At 72.7% G+C, this 24,360-nt stretch carries 22 protein-coding genes; 1 reads left to right on the top strand and 21 read right to left on the bottom strand.

Annotated features, from left to right (window positions below):
* Positions 1–55: 55 nt before the first annotated feature.
* The 14 genes from aroB to QNH85_RS00730 form a co-directional block, all read right to left on the bottom strand.
* Positions 56–1,180: a 3-dehydroquinate synthase gene (aroB, locus tag QNH85_RS00795; protein ID WP_282943916.1), complete on the bottom strand. Its 1,125-nt coding sequence runs from the start codon at positions 1,178–1,180 to the stop codon at positions 56–58.
* On the bottom strand, positions 1,177–1,755 hold the full coding sequence (locus QNH85_RS00790) for a shikimate kinase (RefSeq protein WP_282943914.1): 579 nt from the start codon (positions 1,753–1,755) through the stop codon (positions 1,177–1,179). Before QNH85_RS00790 ends, aroB begins: the two co-directional genes overlap by 4 nt.
* On the bottom strand, positions 1,752–2,942 hold the full coding sequence (gene aroC, locus QNH85_RS00785; RefSeq protein WP_282943912.1) for a chorismate synthase: 1,191 nt from the start codon (positions 2,940–2,942) through the stop codon (positions 1,752–1,754). The genes QNH85_RS00790 and aroC overlap by 4 nt, the downstream gene beginning before the upstream one ends.
* A 104-nt stretch (positions 2,943–3,046) precedes the next feature.
* Positions 3,047–3,808 (bottom strand): hypothetical protein, encoded by a 762-nt coding sequence (locus tag QNH85_RS00780; protein ID WP_282943911.1) that lies wholly within the window; start codon positions 3,806–3,808, stop codon positions 3,047–3,049.
* Entirely contained in the window at positions 3,808–4,494 is a 687-nt protein-coding gene (locus tag QNH85_RS00775) for a fimbrial assembly protein (RefSeq protein WP_282943909.1), read from the bottom strand. Before QNH85_RS00775 ends, QNH85_RS00780 begins: the two co-directional genes overlap by 1 nt.
* A complete protein-coding gene (gene pilM / locus QNH85_RS00770; RefSeq protein ID WP_282943907.1) occupies positions 4,491–5,555 on the bottom strand; it encodes a type IV pilus assembly protein PilM in 1,065 nt (354 codons plus the stop codon). The genes QNH85_RS00775 and pilM overlap by 4 nt, the downstream gene beginning before the upstream one ends.
* A gap of 96 nt (positions 5,556–5,651) precedes the next feature.
* The gene (locus tag QNH85_RS00765; RefSeq protein WP_428830342.1) at positions 5,652–6,446 is read right to left on the bottom strand and encodes a prepilin peptidase; all 795 of its coding nucleotides are present in this window, start codon (positions 6,444–6,446) and stop codon (positions 5,652–5,654) included.
* A 7-nt stretch (positions 6,447–6,453) separates the two neighbouring features.
* The gene (locus QNH85_RS00760; protein WP_282943903.1) at positions 6,454–8,352 is read right to left on the bottom strand and encodes a pilus assembly PilX family protein; all 1,899 of its coding nucleotides are present in this window, start codon (positions 8,350–8,352) and stop codon (positions 6,454–6,456) included.
* A complete protein-coding gene (locus QNH85_RS00755; protein ID WP_282943901.1) occupies positions 8,349–9,104 on the bottom strand; it encodes a PulJ/GspJ family protein in 756 nt (251 codons plus the stop codon). The genes QNH85_RS00760 and QNH85_RS00755 overlap by 4 nt, the downstream gene beginning before the upstream one ends.
* On the bottom strand, positions 9,104–10,978 hold the full coding sequence (locus tag QNH85_RS00750) for a type IV pilus modification PilV family protein (protein ID WP_282943899.1): 1,875 nt from the start codon (positions 10,976–10,978) through the stop codon (positions 9,104–9,106). The genes QNH85_RS00755 and QNH85_RS00750 overlap by 1 nt, the downstream gene beginning before the upstream one ends.
* Before the next feature lie 117 nt (positions 10,979–11,095).
* On the bottom strand, positions 11,096–11,509 hold the full coding sequence (locus QNH85_RS19900) for a type II secretion system protein (RefSeq protein ID WP_346016279.1): 414 nt from the start codon (positions 11,507–11,509) through the stop codon (positions 11,096–11,098).
* 219 nt (positions 11,510–11,728) lie between these two features.
* Entirely contained in the window at positions 11,729–12,958 is a 1,230-nt protein-coding gene (locus tag QNH85_RS00740; protein ID WP_282943897.1) for a type II secretion system F family protein, read from the bottom strand.
* 1 nt (position 12,959) lies between these two features.
* The gene (locus tag QNH85_RS00735; protein ID WP_282943896.1) at positions 12,960–14,156 is read right to left on the bottom strand and encodes a type IV pilus twitching motility protein PilT; all 1,197 of its coding nucleotides are present in this window, start codon (positions 14,154–14,156) and stop codon (positions 12,960–12,962) included.
* Between the two features lie 395 nt (positions 14,157–14,551).
* Positions 14,552–16,225: a GspE/PulE family protein gene (locus tag QNH85_RS00730; protein ID WP_213281686.1), complete on the bottom strand. Its 1,674-nt coding sequence runs from the start codon at positions 16,223–16,225 to the stop codon at positions 14,552–14,554.
* A gap of 174 nt (positions 16,226–16,399) precedes the next feature.
* Between QNH85_RS00730 and QNH85_RS00725 the strand changes: the two genes are divergently transcribed.
* The gene (locus tag QNH85_RS00725) at positions 16,400–17,092 is read left to right on the top strand and encodes a DUF4304 domain-containing protein (protein ID WP_282943894.1); all 693 of its coding nucleotides are present in this window, start codon (positions 16,400–16,402) and stop codon (positions 17,090–17,092) included.
* 8 nt (positions 17,093–17,100) lie between these two features.
* On the opposite strand, the gene QNH85_RS00720 is transcribed toward QNH85_RS00725, so the two are convergent.
* The 7 genes from QNH85_RS00720 to rpsD all read right to left on the bottom strand — a co-directional run bounded on the left by QNH85_RS00720 (position 17,101) and on the right by rpsD (position 24,216).
* Positions 17,101–17,985, bottom strand: a complete 885-nt coding sequence (locus tag QNH85_RS00720) for a shikimate dehydrogenase (RefSeq protein ID WP_282943892.1) — start codon at positions 17,983–17,985, stop codon at positions 17,101–17,103.
* Positions 17,982–19,148 carry an endolytic transglycosylase MltG gene (gene mltG, locus QNH85_RS00715; protein ID WP_282943891.1) on the bottom strand — a complete coding sequence of 389 codons (1,167 nt, stop codon included), beginning with the start codon at positions 19,146–19,148 and terminating at the stop codon, positions 17,982–17,984. The genes QNH85_RS00720 and mltG overlap by 4 nt, the downstream gene beginning before the upstream one ends.
* Complete coding sequence (gene ruvX, locus QNH85_RS00710) at positions 19,145–19,708, bottom strand: Holliday junction resolvase RuvX (RefSeq protein WP_282943889.1); 564 nt, start codon at positions 19,706–19,708, stop codon at positions 19,145–19,147. The genes mltG and ruvX overlap by 4 nt, the downstream gene beginning before the upstream one ends.
* 56 nt (positions 19,709–19,764) lie before the next feature.
* A complete protein-coding gene (gene alaS, locus QNH85_RS00705; protein WP_213281682.1) occupies positions 19,765–22,461 on the bottom strand; it encodes an alanine--tRNA ligase in 2,697 nt (898 codons plus the stop codon).
* A gap of 122 nt (positions 22,462–22,583) precedes the next feature.
* Positions 22,584–23,066: a hypothetical protein gene (locus tag QNH85_RS00700; RefSeq protein WP_282943887.1), complete on the bottom strand. Its 483-nt coding sequence runs from the start codon at positions 23,064–23,066 to the stop codon at positions 22,584–22,586.
* Positions 23,063–23,428 carry a DUF948 domain-containing protein gene (locus QNH85_RS00695; RefSeq protein WP_213281680.1) on the bottom strand — a complete coding sequence of 122 codons (366 nt, stop codon included), beginning with the start codon at positions 23,426–23,428 and terminating at the stop codon, positions 23,063–23,065. Before QNH85_RS00695 ends, QNH85_RS00700 begins: the two co-directional genes overlap by 4 nt.
* A 161-nt stretch (positions 23,429–23,589) precedes the next feature.
* Positions 23,590–24,216, bottom strand: a complete 627-nt coding sequence (rpsD, locus tag QNH85_RS00690) for a 30S ribosomal protein S4 (protein WP_213281679.1) — start codon at positions 24,214–24,216, stop codon at positions 23,590–23,592.
* Positions 24,217–24,360 lie beyond the last annotated feature (144 nt).

Here is a 24,360-nt window from a genome sequence, read left to right as displayed (position 1 = left end):
GTACAAGGCTCTGGGCTTGTGCGGTGCACGGACAAGGGCTCCGCCTCGTGGGTGCTCAGCCGAGCGAGAGCCCGCGCGGGGTGCTCGCGCCCTCCGAGACCTCCGCGTACGCCGCGACCAGCAGCGTCGGGTCCGGGCCCTCGAGCCGCGCCGGCCGCGCGACGTCCTCCAGCACCACGAACCGCAGCAGGTCCCCGCGGGTCTTCTTGTCCCGCCGCATCGCCGCGTGCAGCTGGTCCCACCGGTCGCCGCGGTACGTGGTCGGCAGGCCGAGGCCCGTGAGGATCGACCGGTGCCGCGCCACGACCGCGTCGTCCAGCCGGCCGGCCAGGCGCGCGAGCTCCGCCGCGTAGACCATGCCGACGGACACCGCCGCGCCGTGCCGCCACGAGTACCGCTCGACGTGCTCGATCGCGTGCCCCAGGGTGTGCCCGTAGTTGAGGATCTCCCGCAGCCCTGCCTCCCGGAGGTCCTCCCCCACGACCCGGGCCTTCACGGCCACGGCGCGCTCGACCAGCTCGGCCAGCACCTCGGAGCCCGCGGCCCGCACCGGGTCGGTGATCTCCGGCCCGTGCTGCTCGACCAGCTCGAGGATGCGCGGGTCCGCGATGAACCCGCACTTCACCACCTCGGCGAGCCCGGCCACGTAGTCGTGCTTCGGCATGCTCTCCAGCGACGCCAGGTCGCACAGCACCCCGGCCGGGGCGTGGAACGTCCCCACCAGGTTCTTGCCCTCGACCGTGTTGATCCCGGTCTTGCCGCCCACCGCCGCGTCGACCATCGCCAGGAGGGTCGTCGGCACGTGCACGACCTTGACGCCGCGCAGCCAGGTGGACGCGACGAACCCCGCGAGGTCCGTCGTCGCGCCGCCGCCGAGCCCGATGATCGCGTCGCTGCGCGTGAAGTCCGCCTGCCCGAGCACCTGCCAGCAGAACGCGGCCACCTGCGCCGACTTGGCGGGCTCCGCGTCCGGCACCTCGGCGAGCAGCGCCTCGTAGCCGTGGGCGGTCAGGTCGTCGCGCACGGCGTCGGCGGTCGTCGCCAGCGCCGCGGGGTGGATGACCAGGACCTTGCGGACGCCGTCGCCGAGCAGGCGCGGCAGCTCGCCCAGCAGGTGCCGGCCGATCACCACCTCGTACGGCCGCTCGCCGCTGACCTCGACCGTGCGCGTGCCGCTCATCGTCCGCCCTCGCTCCCGCCGCGCTGGTCCGCCAGCGCCTCCTCGATCCGCTCCGCCACCTGGGCGGGGGTGATGCCGTCCGTCGACACGACGAGCGTCGCGACCCGCTGGTACACCGGCCGCCGCTCGTCCATCAGCGCCTGCCACCGGGCCCGCGGGTTGCCGAGCAGCAGCGGACGGGACTGGTTGAACCCCACCCGCGGCGCGGCGTGCCGCAGCGTCACGTCGAGGAACACCACCACGCCGCCCGCCTCCCGGTACGCCGCCAGGGCGTCCTGCGTCGCCGGGTGGAGCACAGCTCCGCCGCCGAGCGCCAGCACCCCGTCGTGCTCGGCCAGGGCGACCCGCACCGCCTCGTGCTCGAGCTCGCGGAACCGCGGCTCGCCGTCGTCCACGAAGATGTCCGCCACCGGCTTGCCGGCCGCCGACTCGACGTCGGCGTCGGTGTCCCGCGGTGCGAGCTGCCACCGCCGCGCGAGCGCCTGGGCGACCGTCGACTTGCCCGAGCCGGGCGGGCCGACCAGGACGACGCGCGGACGGGCGCCGGTGCTGGCTCCGGTGCTGGCGGAGGTCATCGCAGCAGGTCGGGGATCGACGCGACGTACGCCTCGAGGTTGCGGCGCACCTCGCCGACCGAGTCGCCGCCGGTCTTCTCCAGCAGCGCGTCCGCGACCACGAGCGCGACCATCGCCTCGGCCACCACGGCCGCCGGCGGGACCGCGCACACGTCGGAGCGCTGGTGCTGCGCCTGGGCCGGCTCGCCCGTCGCGGTGTCGACCGTCGCCAGCGCGCGCGGCACCGTCGAGATCGGCTTCATCGCGGCGCGGACCCGCAGGACCTCGCCGTTGGTCATGCCGCCCTCGATGCCGCCCGCGCGGTTGGTGCGGCGCCGGATCAGGCCGTCGGCGTCGCGCTCCATCTCGTCGTGCGCCTGCGAGCCCCGGCGCGCCGCCGTGCGGAACCCGTCGCCGACCTCGACGCCCTTGATCGCCTGGATGCCCATGAGCGCGCCCGCGAGCCGCGCGTCGAGGCGCCGGTCGGCGTGCACGTACGAGCCCAGGCCCGACGGCAGCCCGTACACGAGCACCTCGACCACGCCGCCGAGCGTGTCGCCGTCCTTGTGGCACTGGTCGATCTCCGCGACCATCGCCGCCGACGTCGCCGCGTCGAAGCAGCGCACCGGGTCGGCGTCCAGCGCCGCCACGTCGTCGGGGGCCGGCAGCGCCGCGTCGTCGGGGGCGCTCACCGGGCCGATGCCGACGACGTGCGACACCAGCCGCACACCCGCCGCCTGCTCCAGGAACCGCGCCGCGACCGTGCCCAGCGCGACCCGGGCCGCGGTCTCCCGCGCCGAGGCCCGCTCCAGCACCGGGCGCGCGTCGTCGAACGCGTACTTGCGCATGCCCACCAGGTCCGCGTGCCCCGGGCGGGGGCGCGTCAGCGGGGCGTTGCGGGCGCGGTTCAGCTTCTCGGGGTCGTCCACCGGGTCGGACGACATCACGTCGACCCACTTCGGCCACTCGGTGTTGCCGATCTCGATCGCCACCGGGCCGCCCTGGGACTCGCCCAGGCGCACGCCGCCGAGGATGCGCACCTCGTCCTGCTCGAACTTCATCCGCGCGCCGCGGCCGTAGCCCAGCCGCCGGCGCGCCAGCGCGTCCCGGATGTGGGCCGACTCGACCTCGACTCCCGCGGGGAGGCCCTCCAGGACGCCCACCAGGGCGGGACCGTGCGACTCACCGGACGTCAACCAACGGAGCATGTCCGGGATCCTCCCATGTCGCGGGCGCACGACCGCGCCCCGGTCCACGTCGTGGGCCGGGGCGCGGGGTGGTGCTGGTCGAGCCGGGGTGGGGCTGCGGCGGCTCAGCGGCCAGGCAGGAACGGATTGGTCTGCGCGCCTGGCACCGGCACCGTCTCGGCGGCGTTCGCCGCCTGCCGCGCGGCGTCGGCGGCGGAGTCGGCCAGCACGAACACGTACCCGGTCATGGCGAGCTCGATGTCACCCGCGGCCGTGGCCGGCCGCCCCGCGCTCGCTCCCTCGGCATCTTGCGTGGTGGCGTTGATCGCCGACACCAGATACAGCCGGCTCGCGCTCTCCTGCACACCGCGGAGGAACGCCACCGAGGCCTCGTAGGTGCCGAGCGACGTGATCGTCACGGGGACCTGGTAGAAGCCCGGGACCACCTCGGTCGTCCCGGCAGCCGAGGCGTCGTCGGTCCCCTCCACGGCCTCGGCCGTGGCGGAGTCCGTGTTGACCGCCGGCGCGGCGGGAGGCACGAAGGACTCCGGCACGCTCGGCTGGACCGCGACGATCGTGAGACCCGCGGCCGTCGCGAGAGCGGGCAGCTCGCGGCTGATCCCCGCCGGGTCGGTCCCCGAGGGGATCTGCAGCCGCAGCGCGGCGAGCTGAGCCTGGTACTCCGGGAGGTGTGTCTGCTGCTCTGTGAGCTTGGCGATCTCGAGCTCGAGCAGCGCGTTCTGGTCGCGGCTCTGCTGCGCCTGGACGGCGTCTTCCGCCGCCCGGGCCATGACGGGTTCAACCGCGAGCAGCCACGCGGCTGCCAGCAGCAGGACCGACAGGACGACCGTGCCGATCACCCACATCTTCGCACTCGCCTGGCGCATCACTGCTGGGCCTCCGGCTCGAAGCGTCCCGAGAGGGCCGACGGCAGGATGTCCACGGTTGCCTCCACCTGGTAGAAGACGGCACCCTCGTCCTCGGTCAGCGACGCCGCCGAGAACGACGCGTTGTCGAGCCCCTTGACCGTGTTGATGCCGTCGATCCACGCGCCCGTGTCGGGCAGCGTGGCGGACCGCGCGGTGAAGGAGATCTGCCCGATGCTGCCGGAGGTGGCGAGCGGATCGGTGCTGCCGACGTACGGCTGGCTGGGCGTCCCCACGTTCACCGTGAGTGCGTCGAAGGACACACCGGACGGGGCGGTGGCCCGCAGCGACTCGAGGTAGCCGCCCCAGAGGATCTCCGACGACATCCCCTGCTGCCGCGCCGACTCTGCCTGCGAGATCGACGACAGGATGGCGGGCACCTCCGCGAACGCCGCCTTCTCCTCCTGCAGGCGGGCGGTCTCCGCCTGAGCTGCGGCGAGGTCGTCCGCCGCCTGGCCCGCGACGTACACAGCGCCCGTGTACGCGAGCGTGGCGAGGAGCAGCACCACCAGCAGCGCCAGCAGAAGAAGGCGCTTGATCGACTTGAGGCGTCGGCCCTGGGTCACCTCCGCCGGCAGCAGGTTCACCTGCGGCCACGTCACGACCGGCACGGCGTCCGCACGCCTCGTCGAGCTCACGACGCTCATGCCGCCACCCCCATCGCGAGCCCGAGCGGTACGACGTACGTGGCGGGGTCGGCACCGAACGACCGCGGGTCTACGCCCTTGGCGAGCGGCAGCGACGACAGCGGGTCTCCCATGACGACCTGCACGCGAGCGGCGCTCGCCAGGTACTGGCCCAGTCCGGGCAGGAACGCGCCCCCGCCCGACAGGACGATCTGGTGCACGGCTCCTCCTGGGTTGCTGCTCGCGTAGTACACGAGGGTGTTGCGGAGCGCGTCCACGAGGCCGGTGGTGACCTCGGAGACGAGCTGTTTCGCTGCGAGGTCGTCCGCGGCCGTCTCCAGCCCGATGCCGACCTCTCGCTTCATCCGCTCCGCCTCCTGCGGCGGGATGTCGAGGGTGCTCGAGAGCGCCTCGGTGACGTCGTGCCCGCCGGACGGCAGGATCCGCACGAACCGGGGGTGACCGTCCACGACGATCGACACGTTGGTGACCCGCGCGCCGATGTCGACGAAGGCGATGACGCCCGTGGCAAAACCGGACCGTGCCTGCACCCGCGCGACAGCGAAGGCGTTCAGGTCCACCATGGTCGGCCGGAGCCCTGCCTGCTCGACGGCGCGCGTGTTCGCGAGCACGGTCTCCGCGGTGGCGGCGACCAGCAGCCCGTGGAGCTGCGGACCCTCTGAACCGGTGCTCTGGCTGATCGGGTAGAAGTCCAGCAGCGCGTCGCTCGCCGCGACGGGCAGCAGGCCCTCGACCTGGAACGGCAGCGCGGCGCGCAGCTGGCTCGGCGGGAGGGCGGGCATGTCGAGCTCGCGTACGAGCACGCGCTGGTTGCCGACCCCGACCACCACCTCCTTGCTGCTGAACTTGCGCTCGGCCCACAGTCGCTTGATCGCCGACGACACGGTCGCCGGCTCAGCGACCTCGCCGTCGTGCACGGCGCCCCACGGGAGGGGGACGAAGCCCGCGCGGAGCACACGTCCCGGCGCGCCCTTGACGGCACCGCCGCCGTCGAACTCGAGCTCGACCGCCCGGACACCGGTGGTGCCGATGTCGAGCCCGATCACCCGGGTCTTTGCCACCTGGCTGTCTCCTCGTGGGTCGTCCTGCCGTGCCGTCGGCACGCTGAGTGGTCTATCGGTCCTGCGGGGCGGATCTTGAGGTGGGGCACGGGTAGCTCAGGCGAAGACACCCAGATAGGCGTCCCACAGCGGCTCCCCCAGGCAGATGCCGACAGAGGCACCGAGGAGCATCCACGGCCCGAACGGGATGCCGGACCCCTTCTGAGCACGGCCGGAGACGAGCAGCGACACGGCGAACAGCCCCCCGAGCAGGAAGGTCGCGAACCAGCCGACGAGCACCGCACCCCATCCGACCCAGCCCAGGTACATGCCGAGCACGCCGGCGAGCTTCACGTCCCCCAGGCCCATGCCCTTCGGGTAGACGACGAGCACCACCAGGTAGAAGACCAGCAGCGCAGCACCCGCGAGGAAGGCCCGACCCAGGGCGCCCCAGTCCGCTACCTGGCCCGGATTCCAGCTCGCGAGGGCGAGCAGCACCGCGGCCACCGGGTACGACGGGAGGACGATGACATCGGGCAGACGGTGCACGTCGAGGTCGATGAGCGCCAGTGCGACCGAGACGGCTGCGAGGTACGCCAGCGCGGGCAGGAACCAGGGCTGGTCCTGCGTCCAGCACCACCACGCCGCTGCGGCGAACAGGATCCCGGTCGCCGCCTCCACCAGGGGGTACCGGACCGCGATCGGTTCGCCGCAGTCCCGGCAGCGCCCCCGCAGCAGCAGCCAGGAGAGCACCGGCACGTTGTCGCGCCCCCGGATGGGGTGCCCGCACCGGGGGCACGCGCTGGCCGGCCGCACCACGGACTCCCCGCGCGGCACGCGCCACACGACGACGTTCAGGAACGAGCCGACCGCGATCCCCGTGACGGTGGACAGGACGAGGACGAGAGGCAGCACCGGGTCAGCCTCGCACCGCGCCGGGCGTGTTGATCTCGCCGCTGTAGCGCAGGGACCACTGGGAGTTCGCCCAGGTGGGGAAGTACGGGGGCCGGCTGTACTGCAGGCGGGTGTCGTACTGGTACAGCTTCGTGTACCCGTTCATGCTCGCCCCCGACCCCTTGCCGACGATGCCACGCCACCGCTGGGCGATGGACCCGTTGACCAGGAGGGTGCCGGCGTTGCCGCCCACCGCGTACTTCTGCACCAGGAACGAGTGCTGCAGCGTCTGGATCGACCCCGCGATCTGGATCCCGCTGGCGGGGGTGTACCCGCTCGCTGCCGGCTCCTTGTACCGCTTCGGCCACGCGGTCGGCTCGGTCTCACCGGACGGGCTGGACCAGCGGTAGTACCGAGCGGTGCAGCGGCCGTTGCGATCCGTCGCGGTGCACACCTCCTGCGAGGTGACGGTCACCTCGCGCGGGTGGAACACCTCCACCGAGTTGGTGGCCACGAGACCCAGCATGTCGTCGCCGTTGAGCCCGCCGGCCAGCACCAGGTCTCCGGTCACGACCACGGACTGCTCAGCGGAGATCGTGACGCGACCGTCCAGGATCCCCTCGGCGTAGAGGTTGCCCTGGCCGCAGTACTTCGTCGTCTCCGTCATGTTCGTGTCGTAGGAGTACGACTGCCCTGCACTCGTCGGCGTGGCGGCGTGCGACGCGGCGAAGTTGCCGATCGGCAGCTTCATCCCCGCCGTGCCGCCGATCTCGCCGCCGTAGCACTGCCGGTTGGCCGTCCCGGAGTTCGCCGCGTAGACGACCATCTCGTCGGGCACGGCCACCTTGGCCCCTTCCAGCGAGTTGAGCGCGTCGAGCGAACCGCAGGCCGGTGGGGTGCCCCCGGGCGCGGGGATGGACACCGGAGCCCGGTCGCCGTTCACCGACCGCGGGTTCCAGACGGTCATGTCACCGTTGGCGTCGAAGATCACCCGGGTCGAGCCGTAGTAGTGGCAGCCCGGGTTCGTCGCGAAGGCGGCAGAGTTGTCGTCCAGGTACTTCGGCTGGGCGTACAGGGGTTTGATCCCGTTGAAGTTCGCCGTGCTGCCGGAGCGCAGGCAGTAGGTGTTCCACGACGACGTGGTCGTCCCCGCACTGGCGCAACCGGGGGTGGCCGTCTCCACGCCCTTCAGGAACGTCGCGCCGGAGGAGAAAATCGTGTCGTTGGTGAACACCGCGCCGTCGAGACGGTCGCCGGAGATGAACGTGATCTCCTCGCACCCCGCGCCGTTGCGCCCGTTGTGCCAGTACTTCGCGTTGGAGTAGCCGCCAGACCCGCACGCCGGCGTCGTGGCCCCGCTGGGCGGGTACGCCTGCACGTTGGAGGGGTCCGCCGACTCGAAGTCGGTGTAGTAGACGTAGTCGGTGGAGCCGCCCTTGCCGATCGTCGCCTGGACGGTCCGGGAGACGCCGTTGACCCGGCCGGTGACGGTGAGCACGACCGTGCCCTGCGTGCGCTTGTTGGTGGCGTCGACGGCGTAGTGGAAGTACGCGTCGCGCTCGCCGGTCGCGCCGGGCTCGACGGGGAGCCACCCGGGCTCCGTGGCCGACGTCCAGCCGCAGGTGTTCGCGACGGTCGTGGGACCACGCCAGGCGTCGTTGGTGCAGTCGAGCGTCTCGCCGTACGTCGCCTGCCGGTCCATCCGGCTGATGAAGTCGTCGATCCCGGACTGCGCGGCAGACATCGCCGCGGAGTAGTCCTGGTCGTACCGTGCGAACCGCTGACCGCTGAGCGAGTACGCCAGCGCCGTCATGGCCAGCATCGCCAGGACGAGCATGGAACCGACGACCACGACCAGGGCGGCGCCCTCGTCACCGCCGCGCAGGCGGCGCAGCACCCCGCTCGGCCCTCTGCGTCGGCTCATGGAGCGTCCTCTCCCTGCTGCATGACCGCCTGGGCGTTCGGCAGCGTGATGCGCTGGATGTACGTAACCGGCTGCGGCGCGGTCGTGCTGTCGCTGCTCACCGTCAGGGTGACCTCGATCCCGAGCACCTTCTCGAGGTCCGAGGCCGTCAGCCCCGACGCTGCCGGGACCAGCCGGCTGCCGTCGGCGCCGTAGTACCGGAACACGTCCGAGGACGTGGTGACGCCCTCGGCCACCCGGCGGACGCTGAGACGTGCACGGCAAGCAGCAGTTGCGCCCGCCGCCTCCGCGTTGCAGTACGCGTAGCCGCTGGTCCCCGGGACGTTCGAGTCCGGCCGCTGCACCTTCTCGATGAGCACGCCGGCATCCGCGCCGCTGGACGGGATCGTGTAGGTGACCTGGCTGGGTCCGACCGAGTTCCCCGGATTGTCGAGGTTGGCGTAGAACTTCATGGAGGAGGCGGTGCCCTGCAGGAACGCGTCCACCTCCGCGCACGCCACGGAGCAGCTCGAGAGGAGCTGGCTCGGCTTCACCGCGGTACGGGTGGTCTTGCTGACCCGCTCCACCGCGGTCCGGGCCTCGTCCACCAGGTCCTGCCGTGCCATGTTCTGCCCCGTGGTCCGGCTCATGCTGATGGTGACCGACGCCGTCGCCGCGACGACGATGCCGAAGATCAGCATGACGACCAGCATCTCCGTCAGGGTCATGCCGGCGTCCCGACGAGCCTGCGCCCGCTTGATCCGCGCGCCCATCACTGCCCCGACGGAGGGTTGGTGGTGTTGAACTGGAGCGTGTAGGCGACGCCACTGCCGTCGACGATCACCGTGCCGCCGTACGTGCACCCGGTGCCGCTGTTGTTCTTCTGGAAGAACCGCCAGGTGCCCGGGGCGAACGTGCCCGACCATGTGCCGCCGTTGGACCGGGTGAGTGGCGTCGACCCGGCCGCGCCGCCGGTCGCGGTGCAGGCCATCGTCGTCGCGCCGGTCCAGGCGTAGACCGGCCGGGTGTTCAGGGACGAGATGCTCCCGCCCATCGTCACCCGCGAGCTCAGGCTCGTCCAGGTCAGGACGTTGTCGACGTCATAGGTCAGCACCTTGGAGTACTGGCCGCTCGGCACGCCGCGGCAGGCACCCGCCGCCGCGCCGTCGGTGACGTACACGTACCAGTCGCCTGCCGGGATCACGATCGGGGCCGTCCGGGCACCGTCGATGTTGATCGCGACGGGAGCGCCGGCGACACCCGGGCAGGAGGTGATCGTCGCGCCGAGGCGTGCCCGGTTCACCGCCCAGAGCACCCCGGCCGGCGCGTTGTCGACCTTCAGCGTGGTCTCGCCCCAGACCCGCTCGCCGTTGTCCCCCGAGGCGAGCGCGACCGAGGCCGGCCCCGGCGAGCAGACGAACGTGGGTCCGGAGGCGAAGAAGCTCCAGGTGCCGGGCAGCAGGGACACCGCATTCGGGTCGACCGTCCGCACCCCGGCAGCGGTGCAGCTGGTCGTCGCGACCGGTGCCGCGTACACCGTCGCCGTCCCGGCAGGGAGGGCGCTCAGCCGCAGTCGCGCGGCGGCGAACACGACGTCCATGGTGATCGTCGAGCCGGGCTCGGCCTTCTGCGTGGTGAACCCGCCGGCCGGGGCGGTCGTGCCGAAATAGGCGCCGTAGCTCGTTGGCCACAGTCCCGAGACCGTGGTGACCGGCCCGGTGGCCGTGATGGTCCGAGAGCTGGTGGAGCCGGAGGACTCGGAGGCGACCAGCGTGATCTGCGCGCCTGTCGCGGCGGAGACGGCCAGTGGTGCGCCGGCCTCGTCGACCAACCGGAGGTTCGCGGTCGCCGCGCGGTCGATCTGGAACAGCACGTTGTTGTTGAGCTGACCCTGGGCGACCTTGCCCACGGCCTTGCTCGTGCTGGCAGCACCGGAGATGTCGACGTACCCGGGGTCGGTCACCCGCGCGGTGTAGTCGGTGCCCAGGCCGCCCGCGGGGCTGACCTGCAGCACCGCGCAGCCCAGCGCGTCCGTGGTGCCGTTGCGCGTGGACCCGCCACCGGTCACCGACACGGCGCGCCCCGGGTTCGGCTCGCCGGCCGAGTCCGTGATCCGGATGGCGACGAACGAGTCGCTCGACGGGATGCCCGTGCCCTTCTCCGGCGCGAGCGCAGCGCTGGAGACGACCGGCTTGATGGAGCCCATGTTCGGCCAGGTGACCGTGACGGTGATCCCGAGCGTCGGGTAGATCACCAGCGAGCCGCCGTCGCACGCCGACTGGCCGCTCCCGGTGATGTTCCACTGAGCGGAGGTGCGGACGGTGTACGAGGTGCCGTCGACGACGAGCGGCTGGCCCACGACACCACCCTCGAGGGGTCGGGCGTTCGTGACCGTGCCGGCGTTGGCGATGGTCACCGGCGCCGTGTCCGAGCGGCTGAACTCGGCGCGGACGATGTCGATCTCCCGCGCAGCGAGGTTCGCGGCCGCGACGCGGTTGCGGTTGTTCACGCCGGCGGCCTGCGTCTGCATGACGATCGAGAGCACCGCGGCGGAGAGGATGCCCAGGAGAACGCACGCGATGACGACCTCGACCAGGCTCGCGCCGCGGTCGCCGGTGCGCGAGGCGTCGTGCTGCGGGACTCTCACCGCGCGGACCTCCAGGGCGTGGGGATGGGGGTGGACACACCGGTGGGGCGGGAGATCCCGCCCCACCGGTGTGTCACAGAGCCGTGGCCGGCAACCGGCCGGGGCTGGCGTTCGGCGTCAGCAACCCTCGTTGGCCAGGCCGCCCGCGGCGGAGTAGCTGACCTCGCCCAGCGTGCCGCCGGTGTAGGTGAGCTCGACGCACCAGTTCTGCGAGGCCTCCACGACCGTGGTGCCACCCGGCGTCAGCGTGGCAGCGGTGATGCCCTCAGACGTGTTGCCGATGACCTCACTGTCGATCGTGTACTGGTCGCCGTCCGTCGAGACGTCGGCTGCAGCGAGCACGTCCTCCGCGTCGACGTAGTAGGTGGCGATCTCCTTGCCGAGGGTCGAGACGTCCGACCGGGCGGCGGTGTCGCGCGCCTTCTCCCGCTGGTTCATGAAGACCGGGATGGCGATCGCGGCGAGGATGCCGATGATGATCATGACGACGAGGAGCTCGACGAGGGTGAAACCCTGGTCCTTCTCGTCCATGGACTTACGAATGCGAGCGAGCACGTCGGGCTCCCCTTCGGCTGTGCGGATGCGGAAAGTTCAGCTTCATTTCCAGTCGCGTGGCCCGGGGGCCTCGCGGATGTCACTGCACTGCCTTCATCGGTGGGCTCGGGGGGCCACTTGAGGAGCCGGTGGCGATTCACCCGACCGCCCTAGGACAAATCGGACCCGTCACCCCCGAGGGTGACGGGCCCGGTGTCACTGGATGGCGTTGTAGATGCTGAAGATCGGCATGTAGAGCGCAACGATCATGCCGCCGATGATCGAGCCGATGACCACGATCATGATCGGCTCGATGAGTGACGTGAGCTGCTCCGTCGTCGCCTCGACCTCCTGGTCGTAGAAGTCGGCGACCTTGTCCAGCATCGTGTCGAGGGCACCCGTGTCCTCACCCACTGCCATCATCTGCACCACCATCGGCGGAAACACCTTGTGATGCGCCAGCGGCCCGGTCAGGGACTGCCCTGTGCGCACCGAGTCACGGACGTCCTTGACCGCGTGGGAGATGACGATGTTGCCGCTCGTGTCGCCGACGATGTCCAGCGCCTGGAGCAGCGGGACGCCGGAACGGACCATCGTCCCGAAGTTGCGCGTGAAGCGCGCAATGGCGACTTTCTGGAACAAGGGCCCGAAAACTGGGACCTTCAGCTTGATGGGGTCGAACTTCTCGCGCACCGCGCGGTCGTTCTTGTGCTTCGCCCACCAGACGCCGAAGACGATGACTGCGACCGCCAGCGGTCCGATCGCCCACTTCATGAAGGTCGAGAGCCACACCAGCACCTGCGTGGGGAGCGGGAGCTCGGCACCGAGGTCCTCGAACATCGCTTGGAAGACCGGGACGATGAACGTCAGCATGCCGATCACGGCGAGGATCGCGATGCAGAAGACCACGACGGGATAGGTCATCGCTGACTTCACCTTGCCGCGCAGCTTCACCTCGGCCTCGAAGTTGTTCGCGATGGACAGCAGCACCTCCTCCAGGAAGCCGCCGACCTCACCGGCCTTCACCATGTTGAGCATCAGGGGCGGGAACGTCGCGCGGTGCCGCTCCATCGCCTCAGACAGCGACACGCCCGTCTCGACGTCGGCGCGCACGGTGCCCAGGATCTTCGCGAGCGCCTTGTTCTCCGTCTGGTCCGCGAGGATCGACAGCGCCCGCAGCAGGCTGAGGCCCGCCGCCACCATCGTCGCGAGCTGCCGCGCCATGACCGCGAGATCCTTGGTCTTGACGCCGCTGCCGCCGCCGATCCGGATCTCCCGGTTCAGGCCGGACGTGGAGATCTCGTTGATCGCGACCGGCGCGATCCCCATCGTCTTGAGCCGGCCGGCGACCGCACCCTGGTGCGGTGCCTCGATCCGACCCTTGACGACCTTGCCCCCGTTGTCGAGAGCTTGGTACTCGAACGTGCGCAGCTCCGTCGCGGCCATGTCAGCGCTGTCCCATCTGCTGGCCGTAGCCCTGCGTGCCCGGCGCGGCGGACTGCAGGGACGCGGCGCCCTGGTTGATCGAGGTCGTCCGGCCCGTCAGCCGGTTGTAGTCCTCGGCGTTGTGGCACTTCTCGAGGCCGACCTCGTAGGTGATCTTGTGCGAGCGGACCAGGTCGGCCAGGTGCTGGTCCATCGTGTGCATGCCCTGCTGGGCGCCCGCCTGCATGGCGGAGTAGATCTGGTGCGTCTTGCCCTCGCGGATGAGGTTCCGGATGGCGGGGGTCGCGACCATGACCTCGGTGGCGACCACGCGGCCGGTGCCGTGCGAGCGCTTGCACAGGGTCTGGCAGACGACGCCCTGCAGCGCGGAGGCGAGCTGCGTGCGCACCTGGTCCTGCTGGTAGGACGGGAACACGTCGATGATGCGGTCGATCGTCTGCGCGGCGTCCTGGGTGTGCAGGGTCGCGAACACGAGGTGACCGGTCTCCGCGGCCGTCAGCGCCACCGACATCGTCTCGAGGTCGCGGAGCTCGCCGACCAGGATGATGTCGGGGTCCTGCCGCAGCACGTGCTTGAGCGCCGCGGCGAACGAGTGCGTGTCCGCGCCGACCTCGCGCTGGTTGATGATCGACTTCTTGTGCCGGTGCAGGAACTCGATCGGGTCCTCGACGGTCATGATGTGGTCCGACCGCGTGCGGTTGGCCAGGTCGACCATCGACGCCAGGGTCGTCGACTTGCCGGAGCCCGTCGGGCCGGTGACGAGCACGAGCCCGCGCGGCAGGCCGGCGAACCCGCCGACGATCGGCGGCACACCCAGCTCCTCGAGCGGCTTGATCTCGTAGGGGATGACACGGAACGCCGCGCCGATCGACTCGCGCTGCTGGTACAGGTTCACGCGGAACCGGGCGTGACCGCGCAGCGCGTACGCGAAGTCCAGCTCCAGCTCGCTCTCGAACTGCTCGCGCTGCTTCTGGGTGAGGATGGCGAACAGTGTCCGGCGCAGCGGCTCGGCGGCGAGCAGCTCGAAGCCCTCGAGCGGCATCAGGGTGCCGGAGACCCGCACGACCGGCGGCGCGCCGCTCGTCAGGTGCAGGTCGGACGCACCGAGCTCGACCATGCGGATGAGCGCGTCGTCCAGGCGCAGGTCACCCTCGACCGCCGCCTGCCCCATCCCGGAGCGCGCGGCACCGGTGCGCATGGACGCGCGGGTCGGCGCGGCGGCCGGCGCGCCGGCCGGTGCTCCGCCCGGCACACCGGGCGGCGGCGCGGTGGGCGTCGCGGTCGGCGGGACGTAGGGCGGCAGGCCGGCGGGCGCGCCGTACCCCGCCGGCATCCCGTACCCGGCGGGCGAGGCCGGTCGGGGGCGTGCCCGGGTGCGGGGCGGCGGGGTGCGGCACGCCGGCGGTCGGCGCCGGCGGGTACGGCGCCACCGGGGGCAGGGCTCGCGTCGGGTCCTGCTGCGCGCCCGGGTAGGCCTCGCTCACCGTTCCACCTCCGTGTTCGCGCCCGGACCAGCCGCCGGGACGTGCTTCCCCACCATCGGCGCGCAACCGCACGCGCTTGAGAACACCGGCCGCACGGGATGCGCGGCGCTCACGCCACGACCCGCAGGATCTCCTCGAGCGACGTCTGCCCGAGCACGACCTTCTGCCACCCGTCGTCGCGGAGCGTGATCATCCCCTGCTTGCGCGCGGTCGCCCCGATCTCGGCCGCCGACGCACGCGCGACGGCGAGCCGCTCGATGTCCTCCGACACCTCCATGACCTCGTGCAGCGCGACGCGCCCGCGGTACCCGGTGCGGGAGCACGCGACGCACCCGACGGGCCGGAACAGCTCGGGGAGCTGCTCCCCCGGCACCCACGGGAACCGGGCCCCGATGAGCTCGGTCTCCGTCGGCACGTACGGCTCGCAGCACTTGCTGCACAGGCGCCGCGCGAGCCGCTGGGCGACCACCGCGTCGAGCGCGGACCCGACGAGGAACGGCTCGATGCCCATCTCGACGAGCCGCGTGACGGCGGACGGCGCGTCGTTGGTGTGCAGGGTCGACAGCACGAGGTGCCCGGTGAGGGCCGCCTCGATCGCGATCTGCGCGGTCTCGTGGTCGCGGATCTCACCGAGGAGCACGACGTCGGGGTCCGACCGCAGGATCGAGCGCAGCGCACCGGCGAACGTGAGGCCGGCCTTGGGGTTGACCTGCACCTGGTTGATGCCGGGCAGCCGGTACTCGACCGGGTCCTCGACGGTGATGACGTTGATCTCCGGCTTGGAGACCGCGTTCAGCGTGGCGTACAGGGTCGTGGACTTGCCGGAGCCCGTCGGGCCGGTGACGAGGATCATCCCGTAGGGCTTGGTGTACGCCTCACGGTACGTCTCGTAGTTGTGGTCGAGGAACGCGAGGTCGCGCAGGTCCAAGCTCGCCGTGGAGTTGTCCAGGATGCGCATGACGATCTTCTCGCCCCACACGGTCGGCAGCGTGGCGACGCGGAGGTCGATCTTGCGGCCGTTGTGGGTGACGGACATGCGGCCGTCCTGCGGCTTGCGCCGCTCGGCGATGTCGATGTCCGACAGGATCTTCACGCGGGAGATGACGCCGCCCTGGATCTGCTTGGGCGAGCGCTGCATCTCGTGCAGCACCCCGTCGATCCGGTAGCGGACGCGCAGGTCGTGCTCGGTGGGCTCGATGTGGATGTCGGAGGCCCGGTCCGAGATGGCCTGCGTCACCAGCAGGTTGACGTACCGGACGATCGGGGCGTCGTCCTCGACGCTGTCGCCGATCTTCGACAGGTCGAGCTCGGCGGACCGGTTCTCCTCCTCGAACGCCGAGGACAGGTCCTCCATCTCGCCGTCCGCGCGGCAGAACCGCTCGATGGCCCGGCTGAGGTTCTCGAAGGTCGCGACGATCGGCAGCACCGTGAGGCCGGAGACCGTGCGCACGTCGTCCACCGCGACGACGTTGCCCGGGTCGGCCGTGGCGAGGACGAGGGCGCCGTCCTGGAACCCGACCGGCAGCACCGTGTACCGGCGGCACAGGGCGGCCGGGACCATCGACACCGCGGCGCGGTCCACGGGGTACTCGTCCAGGTCGACGAACGCCATGCCCACCTGCCGGGCGAGCGCCGCGACCAGCTGACCCTCGGTCAGGATCCCGATCTCGACGAGCGTCCGGCCGAGGGACTGCCCCCGGGCCATCTGCTCGTCCAGCGCCGCCATCAGCTGCGCCTCGCTGACCAGGCCCTCGTCCAGCAGGATCTCGCCGAGCTGCTTCACCCCGTGTCCCTCCGTCCGGGGCAGGTCGGTGCACCGGCCCCGAACGGACCATCGGCAGGTGCGGTGCCCGAGATGAGGAACCTGCACCCACCTGCACCCCGGCGACGGCGTCCTGGCGGGTGAATCGACGCGCTTCTCCCCTCACCGGCCGCCCGGACCGGGCACAGTCGGCGCGTGCGACCTGACGCGACACCTCCCTCCGCAGCCGGGACGACCCGCGACGGCGAGCAGCCGACCCTGCAGCGGGCGCTCCGCACGGCCCTCCGCGACCTCGTCGGCCCGTCGGCGCGGGCGCACGGGTACCGCGGGACCGCTCCGAGCTGGCGGAAGGTGAGCTCCCGGGGCGACTGGGCCGTCGTGAACGTGCAGTCGTCGCAGTTCAGCACCGGCGAGCTGCTGCCGTGCGTGGTCAACCTGTCGCTGATCCCGGGCCCGTGGCTGGACTGGTGCGCCGCGAGCTACGGCACGCCGGTCCCCCGGGCGCCGCACGAGGCCTACGGGCTCGTGCGGGAGCGCCTGCACCCGACCGGCGCCGCGCCGGGGGTCGACGTCTGGTGGGAGGTGACGCACCCGGACCAGGCGCGGGACGTCGCGGCCGACATCGTGCGACGTCTCGAGGGGACGGGCTGGCCGCTGCTCGAGCAGCTGCTCGACCGCGACCGCCTGCTGGGGGGGCTCCGGTCGGGCGAGCCCGGTCCGCACCGGGCGCGGGCGGAGGCCGCGCTGCTCTGCGACGAGGGGCCGAGCGCCGCGCTGGACGACCTGCTGGCCGAGGCGCTGCTCGGGTGGACGCACCCGGCGCACCGCGAGCAGGCCGAGCACTTCGTCACCTGGGCCCGGGCGCGCGCCGCTGCGGCGCTCCTCTGACCCGGGCGTCAGGCGGCGTCGAGCGCCGCCGCGAGGGCCGCGTCCATCGCCGCGAGCGGCCCGGGACGCCCGGTCATCAGCCGCACCTGCTCGACGGCCTGGTGCAGGAGCATCCGCTCCCCCGGCACCGCCACGCCGCCCCGGGCGGCCCACGCCACCGACAGCGCCGTGGGCCGCGGGTCGTATGCCACGTCGAGCAGCACCGCGCCGGGGCGCGGGCCCGGCCCGCCGTCGTGCAGCGCCGCCGCGAGGTCGTCCGCGGCCCGCGGGGGCAGCGTGGAGACGACCAGGTCGGCTCGGGTCATCGCCTCGTGCGCCTCGGACAGCAGTCGGAACACGGGCTCGACGCCCATGCGGTGCGCGGCGCGCGCGAGCCCCCCGGTCCGCCCCAGCGACCGCACGTGCACCGTGGGCGACGTGCACCCCAGCTCCGCGAGGGCCGCGAGGGTCGACGCCGCGGTGGCGCCGGCGCCGAGGACGACGGCCGTCCGGGGACCGGTCAGCCCACCCGTCTCGGCCGACCCCTCGGCCAGCCCCTCCGACAGCGCCGCCACCACGCCGTGCACGTCGGTGTTCGCCCCGGTCAGCACCGGCCGCCCGCGACCGGCCTGCACGAGCACCGTGTTGACCGCGCCGACCACCTCGGCCAGCGGCTCCACGTGGTCGAGCAGCGGCAGCACCGTCTGCTTCAGCGGCATGGTCAGGCTGAGCCCCGCCCACGTGCCGTCGAGCGCCTCGACGAACGCCGGCAGCTGCTCCTCGGTGACGTCGACCGCGTCGTACGACCAGCCGTCGAGCCCGAGCTCCGCGTACGCCGCCCGGTGCAGGCGCGGCGACAGGGAGTGCGCGACCGGGTGCCCGAGCACCGCCGCGCGCCGTGCGGCGACGCTCACCCGTTCGCCGCCTCCCAGTCGCGCAGCTCCTGCACGTAGGTCTGGTGCTCGGCGAACGTCTCGGCGAACTTGGTCTCGCCCGTCTCGGGGTTCACCGTGACCCAGAACAGCCACGGGCCCTGGGCCGGGTTGAGCACCGCGTCGATCGAGGCCTCGCCCGGGGAGGCGATGGGCGTCGGCGGCAGCCCGGAGACCTTGTAGGTGTTGTACGGGTTGTACGGCGGCACCGCGTCGCGCGTGTCGGCGTACGTCAGCTCCGTGCCGGACTTCCCGAGGCCGTACGCGACGACCGCGTCGATCTGGAGCGGCATGGCGATGTCGAGCCGGTTCTCGATCGCGCGGGCGATCTTCGGCCGGTCCTCGTCGAGCTTGCCCTCGCGCTCGATGATCGACGCCTTGTTCAGCACGGTCTCCCACTGGTCCTGCGGCACGCCGCGGGTCGTCAGGATCTCGGTGGTCCGGGCGACCATCTGCGCGAGCACGCTGGTGGCGGACGACCCGGGCTCGATCTCGTAGGTCGCCGGGAACAGCCAGCCCTCGACGTTGCCGTTCGCCGCGGCGGGCAGGCCGATGGCGGCCGGGTCGGCCGCGGCGGCCTGGAGGTCCTCGACGGGGATCGTCGTGATCTCGTACAGGCGCTGGTAGATCTGCGCGGCCGTGTAGCCCTCGGGGATGGTGACGCGGGACGACACGCGGTTCGCCTGGTCGAGCAGCGCGTTCACGGCGTCGCTCGCCTTCATCTCGAGCAGCAGCGAGTACGTGCCGGGCTGGATGCCGGTCGCGGCGGGGTTGGTGGCGTACGCGTCGGTGAACGCCGCCGCCGTGGCCACGACCCCGGCCTCCTCGAGCGTCTGGCCGATGGCGCCGCCGGTGTCGCCGGCCGCGACCGTGACCTGCACCTCGCCGCTGCCGGGACCGGGGAAGTCCTCGACGGTCTGCTCGTCGGAGCCGCCGCCGGTGAACACGTTCCCGACGACGGACCACACGACGAACGCGGCGCCGCCGACGAGCGCGACGGCCAGCACGAGCACGACGACGGAGCGCCGGCGTCGCTGCTTGCGCTCCTTGGCCCGCTGCTCGGTGCTGACGCGGCGGGAACGGCGGGAGGGCGGGGGCGCCTCTCCGTGCTCCTGCTGCGGCGCCCCGAGGAAGAGGTCGCTCACTCGCTCGTCCCTTCGGTTGGTGCTGCCGGTCCTGCGTCCTCCAGGGCCCCCTCGCGCCGGACGTCGGCGTCCTGCGGACGGGTCACCGTGACCCGCTCACCGGGCCGGCGGCCCGTGGAACGCTCTCCGTCCAGCGCGGCCTGCAGGATCACCACCGCGGCCGCCTGGTCGACGACCGCACGGTGGCGGCGCCCGGACCTGCCGGACGCGTGCAGCGCCTGATGGGCGGTCACCGTGCTCATCCGCTCATCCACGAGCCGCACCGGGACCGGTGCGACAGCGTGCGCCAGCGACCCAGCGTACGCGCGCGCGGCCTGTGATGCAGCGCCTTCCGCCCCGGAGAGGTGCCGGGGCAGCCCCACGTACACCGCCGCGACCGAGCGCTCGGCCACCTCCGCGACGATCTGCGCGACGTCCGCCGGCAGGGCGCCGGGTGCCGGCGGACGGTTGTCCCGGGCCAGCGTCGCGACCGGCGTGGCGACCAGCCCGTCGGGGTCGCTCGACGCGAGCCCGACGCGCACCGAGCCGACGTCCACGGCCAGGCGCGCGCCGCGGACCACGGCGTCGGGGTCCTGCGGCGTGCCGGGCGCGTCCGAGGACGGCCCGGTGCCGGGGCTCAGGCGCCCGCCCCGATCGCGTCCCGGACCCCGGCGAGGGCCTCCGGCAGCCGCGCGGCGTCGGTCCCACCGCCCTGGGCGAGGTCGTCCTTGCCGCCACCGCCGCCGCCGAGCACGCCGGACGCGGTCTTGACCAGCGCACCGGCGCGCACGCCCTTCTCGCGGGCCGCGGCGTTCGTCGCGACGACCACCACCGGGCGGCCCTTCGCGACGCCGCCGACGGCCACGACCGCCGGCGCGGACTCCCCGAGCCGGCTGCGCACGTCGAGCACGAGGGTGCGCAGGTCGTCCGCCGCGCCGACCTCGCCGGCGTCGTGCGCGACCACGCGGGTGCCCGCGACGTCCTGCGCGGACGCCGCGAGCGAACCCGCCGCCGCCAGGACCTGGGCCGCGCGCAGCGACGCCAGCTCCTTCTCGGACTCCTTGAGCCGCGTCATCAGGGACGACACCCGGTCGGACAGCTCGTCGGGGCGCGCGCCGAGCAGGCCGGACAGCTGCCCCACCAGCGCGTGCTCCTTCGCGTGGAACCCGTACGCCCCGTCGCCGACGAGCGCGTCGACGCGGCGGACCCCGGAGCCGATCGACGACTCGCCGAGCAGCGTGACCAGCCCGAGCTCGCCGGAGCGGCGCACGTGGGTGCCACCGCAGAGCTCGCGGGACCAGTCGCCGCCGATCGACACGACGCGCACCTGGTCGCCGTACTTCTCGCCGAACAGCGCCATCGCGCCGAGCGCGCGGGCCTCGGCGATCGGCATGACCGCGTCGGTGACGTCGAGGTTCTCCTGCAGGCGGGTGTTCACCCGCTCCTCGACCTCGGACAGCACGCCCGCGGGGACGGCCTGGCCGGTGCGGAAGTCGAACCGCACGCGGCTCGGCGCGTTCTCCGAGCCGGCCTGGGTCGCGGTGTCGCCGAGGGACTCGCGGATCGCCTTGTGCACCATGTGCGTCGCGGTGTGCGCGCGGCTGATCGCGATGCGCCGCGCGGTGTCGATGGTCGCCACGCCCGGCTCGTCGAGCGTCAGCGTGCCGTCGACCAGGCGGCCGCGGTGCACCGGCAGGCCCTTGATCGGCGCCTGCACGTCGTCGACCTCGACCGTCGCGCCGCCGTCGAGCACGATCGTGCCGTGGTCGGCGAGCTGGCCACCCATCTCGGCGTAGAACGGCGTGACGTCCAGCACGACCTCGACGTCCGCCGGCGCGGTCGCCGCCGGCGCGGGCACGCCGTCCACCAGCAGGCCGACCACGCGCGACCGCGACTGGGTCTGGTCGTAGCCGACGAACTCGACGGGCTTCGCGCCGGACCCGCTCAGCGTCGCGTGCAGGTCGTGGTAGGCCGCGGTGTCCGCGCGCCCCGCCCGCTTCGCCAGCGCGTCGGCCCGCGCGCGGTCGCGCTGCGCCTGCATGAGCGTGCGGAACGCCTTCTCGTCCACGGAGACGCCCTGCTCGGCCGCCATCTCGAGGGTGAGGTCGATCGGGAAGCCGTAGGTGTCGTGCAGCTGGAACGCCTTGTCACCCGTGAGGACGGGCGTCGGGCCGGCGGGCGACTGCTTCGCCTCGGACACCGCCTGGTCGAGGATCGTCGTGCCCGCGACGAGCGTGCGGCGGAACGACTCCTCCTCCGCGTACGCGACCCGCGCGATGCGGTCGAAGTCGCGCGCGAGCTCCGGGTACGACGGCGCCATCGCGTCCTTCGAGACCGGCAGCAGCGTCGGGAGCGCCGGGTCCTCGACGCCCAGCAGGCGCATCGCCCGCACGGCGCGGCGCAGCAGCCGGCGCAGCACGTAGCCACGGCCCTCGTTCGACGGCGTCACGCCGTCGCCCATGAGCATGAGGCCGGAGCGCACGTGGTCCGCGACGACGCGCATCCGGACGTCGTCCTCGTGGTTCGCGCCGTACGTCCGGCCCGACAGGCGCTGCGCGGCCTCGATGACCGGGAACACCTCGTCGATCTCGTACATGTTGTCGACGCCCTGGAGCAGGAACGCGACGCGCTCCAGGCCCATGCCGGTGTCGATGTTCTTCTGCTTGAGCTCGCCGAGGATCGGGAAGTCCTCCTTGCCGCCCCCGTCGCCGCGCTCGTACTGCATGAAGACGAGGTTCCAGATCTCGATGTAGCGGTCCTCGTCGACGACCGGGCCGCCGTCCAGGCCGTACTCGGGACCGCGGTCGACGTAGATCTCCGAGCACGGGCCCGCCGGGCCGCGCGCGCCGGTCGACCAGTAGTTGTCCTTCATGCCGCGGCGCTGGATGCGCTCGTCCGGCAGACCGGCGATCTTCTTCCAGAGCGCGGCGGCCTCGTCGTCGTCGTGGAAGACGGTCACCCAGATCGTGTCGGGGTCGAAGCCGTAGCCGCCCTGGTCCTGGGGCGTGGTGATCAGCTCCCAGGCGTAGGTGATCGCCTGCTCCTTGAAGTAGTCCCCGAAGGAGAAGTTGCCGTTCATCTGGAAGAACGTGCCGTGCCGCGTGGTCTTGCCGACCTCCTCGATGTCGAGGGTGCGCACGCACTTCTGCACGCTGGTCGCGCGCTGCCACGGCGGGGTCTGCTCGCCCAGCATGTACGGGATGAACGGCACCATGCCCGCGATGACGAACAGGGTCGACGGGTCGGGCGAGATCAGCGGGGCCGAGGGCACCACGGCGTGGCCGCGGGCCTCGAAGAAGTCGAGCCAACGCTGGCGGATCTCGGCGGTGCGCATGGTGTCCTCGTCATCTCACGGGCGGGGTCGCTCCCCCGCCGTCAACGTGCTCAGCGTCGCGCGCCGCGGCGGTGTTCCCGCGCGCGCGACCGGGGTGCAGCCTAGGGCGGCCGCGGGATCGGTCAGTAGAAGGAGTACGGCAGGTCGCCGTCCCCGTCGTCCGGGTCGTCGGTGGGCTCGTCCGCCCAGCCGCGCCGGGCGCGGGACCGGCGGGTCGCCTCGCGGGCCTCGGGGTCCCGGTGCCACGCCGGGGGGACGGCACCGCTGGTGTCCGACGCGACGCCGGCGGCCGCGCGCCGCTCGGCACGCTCCGCGCGGATCGCGTCCACGTCCACGTCGCCCACCAGGTCGTGCCGGAGCTGCTGCTCGCGCTCCGCCATCGCCGTGGAGAACTCGCGCCGGGCGTCCGACAGGGACCGGACGGCCCCGGCGGTCGTCGCGCCGGCCCGGAACGCGGTGCGCGCGGCCTGCGCGGCCGTCGAGCGGCCCGCACCGGCGTGCGCGCCGTGACCGGCGTCGGAGGTCAGGCCGTCGAGCAGCCCGAGCCGGCGGGCACCGGCGACCGCGGCCGCCGCGCCGACCCCGACCCAGAACAGCCGCCTCATCGCGCGGACCGCCCGCGGCCGGTCAGGCCGGACAGCGCCCGGCGCACGCCGTAGGAGAAGGCCGCGACCTTGATCATCGGGCCGCCGACGGTCGCCGCGAACAGCGACGTCAGCGCGGACACGTTCTGCGTCACCTGCGCGGCCGACGTCGTGATCGCGTCGACGCGCTCCAGCTGGGTGTTCGTGGAGGACACGGTGGTGGCGGCCTCGTCGAGGATCGGCACGGCGTGCTCCGTGAGCTCCTTGACCGAGGTGCGCGTCTCGTCCAGCACCCGGCCGAGCTTCACCAGCGGCACGGCGAGCGCGCCGACCAGCAGCACGAAGGCGATGGCCGCGACGAGCCCCGCGATGTCTCCCAGCATGGCCAGCCCTTCTCCTCGGGTCGGTGGCGTCCGACGTCCTCCGGCACCCTACCGGGCCGGGCGGTCCCGCCCCGCGTCGTCCCCAACGCCGCGACGCCCCCGCGCTGCCCGTGCGGGCGGTGCGGGGGCGTCGCGGGTCGTGCGCGGTTCGCGTGGTGCGATCAGCGGGCGTAGTACTCGACGACCAGCTGGACCTCGCAGGTCACGGGGATCTCGGCGCGCTTCGGGCGACGCACGAGGACGGCGCTCAGCTTCTCGAGCTGGACGTCCAGGTAGCCCGGGAGGGCCGGCAGCACGTCGCGGTGCGCACCGGCGGCGGCGACCTGGAACGGCACCGTGGTCTGGCTCTTGGGCTTGATCTGCAGGGTCTGGCCCTCCTTCACGCGGAAGGACGGACGGTCCACGATCTTGCCGTCGACCAGCACGTGGCGGTGCACGACGACCTGGCGGGCCTGCAGGATGGTGCGGGCGAAGCCGGCGCGGAGCACCAGGGCGTCCAGGCGGGTCTCGAGGTCCTCGACCAGGGCCTCACCGGTCAGGCCCGGGGCCTTGCGGGCGTCCTCGTAGGCGCGGGCGAGCTGCTTCTCGCGCAGCGCGTACTGGGCGCGCAGACGCTGCTTCTCACGCAGACGCACCGCGTAGTCGGACTCGGTCCGGCGACGGGCGCGGCCGTGCTCGCCGGGCGGGTAGGGGCGCTTCTCGAAGTGCTTGACGGCCTTGGGCGTCAGCGCGAGGCCCAGGGCGCGCGAGAGGCGCACCTGGCGGCGCGCGCGGGTCACGTTGCTCATGTTCTTCCTGTCGTTCAGTTCACGGCACACCCGCGCACGGAGGTTCCGGGCGGGCGTGGGGTCGACCTCGGTGCGACGGCGGCCGTGCGGCGGTGAGCTGCACGGCGCCTGGCGCGGCTAAGACCCCAGGGTGGCCGTCCCGCG

Source organism: Cellulomonas endometrii (assembly GCF_949769265.1).
Lineage (GTDB): Bacteria > Actinomycetota > Actinomycetes > Actinomycetales > Cellulomonadaceae > Cellulomonas > Cellulomonas endometrii.
Note: the sequence above shows the minus strand (reverse complement) of the source record. Positions and strands in the feature narration are given on the sequence as shown.

Coding starts and splice junctions, on each gene's coding strand:
- aroB (WP_282943916.1), bottom strand. CDS start 1,180: ATGAGCGGCACGCGCACGGTCGAGGTCAGCGGCGAGCGGCCGTACGAG.
- QNH85_RS00790 (WP_282943914.1), bottom strand. CDS start 1,755: ATGACCTCCGCCAGCACCGGAGCCAGCACCGGCGCCCGTCCGCGCGTC.
- aroC (WP_282943912.1), bottom strand. CDS start 2,942: ATGCTCCGTTGGTTGACGTCCGGTGAGTCGCACGGTCCCGCCCTGGTG.
- QNH85_RS00780 (WP_282943911.1), bottom strand. CDS start 3,808: ATGCGCCAGGCGAGTGCGAAGATGTGGGTGATCGGCACGGTCGTCCTG.
- QNH85_RS00775 (WP_282943909.1), bottom strand. CDS start 4,494: ATGAGCGTCGTGAGCTCGACGAGGCGTGCGGACGCCGTGCCGGTCGTG.
- QNH85_RS00760 (WP_282943903.1), bottom strand. CDS start 8,352: ATGAGCCGACGCAGAGGGCCGAGCGGGGTGCTGCGCCGCCTGCGCGGC.
- QNH85_RS00755 (WP_282943901.1), bottom strand. CDS start 9,104: ATGGGCGCGCGGATCAAGCGGGCGCAGGCTCGTCGGGACGCCGGCATG.
- QNH85_RS19900 (WP_346016279.1), bottom strand. CDS start 11,509: ATGGACGAGAAGGACCAGGGTTTCACCCTCGTCGAGCTCCTCGTCGTC.
- QNH85_RS00740 (WP_282943897.1), bottom strand. CDS start 12,958: ATGGCCGCGACGGAGCTGCGCACGTTCGAGTACCAAGCTCTCGACAAC.
- QNH85_RS00735 (WP_282943896.1), bottom strand. CDS start 14,156: ATGCGCACCGGTGCCGCGCGCTCCGGGATGGGGCAGGCGGCGGTCGAG.
- alaS (WP_213281682.1), bottom strand. CDS start 22,461: ATGCGCACCGCCGAGATCCGCCAGCGTTGGCTCGACTTCTTCGAGGCC.
- QNH85_RS00700 (WP_282943887.1), bottom strand. CDS start 23,066: ATGAGGCGGCTGTTCTGGGTCGGGGTCGGCGCGGCGGCCGCGGTCGCC.
- QNH85_RS00695 (WP_213281680.1), bottom strand. CDS start 23,428: ATGCTGGGAGACATCGCGGGGCTCGTCGCGGCCATCGCCTTCGTGCTG.
- rpsD (WP_213281679.1), bottom strand. CDS start 24,216: ATGAGCAACGTGACCCGCGCGCGCCGCCAGGTGCGCCTCTCGCGCGCC.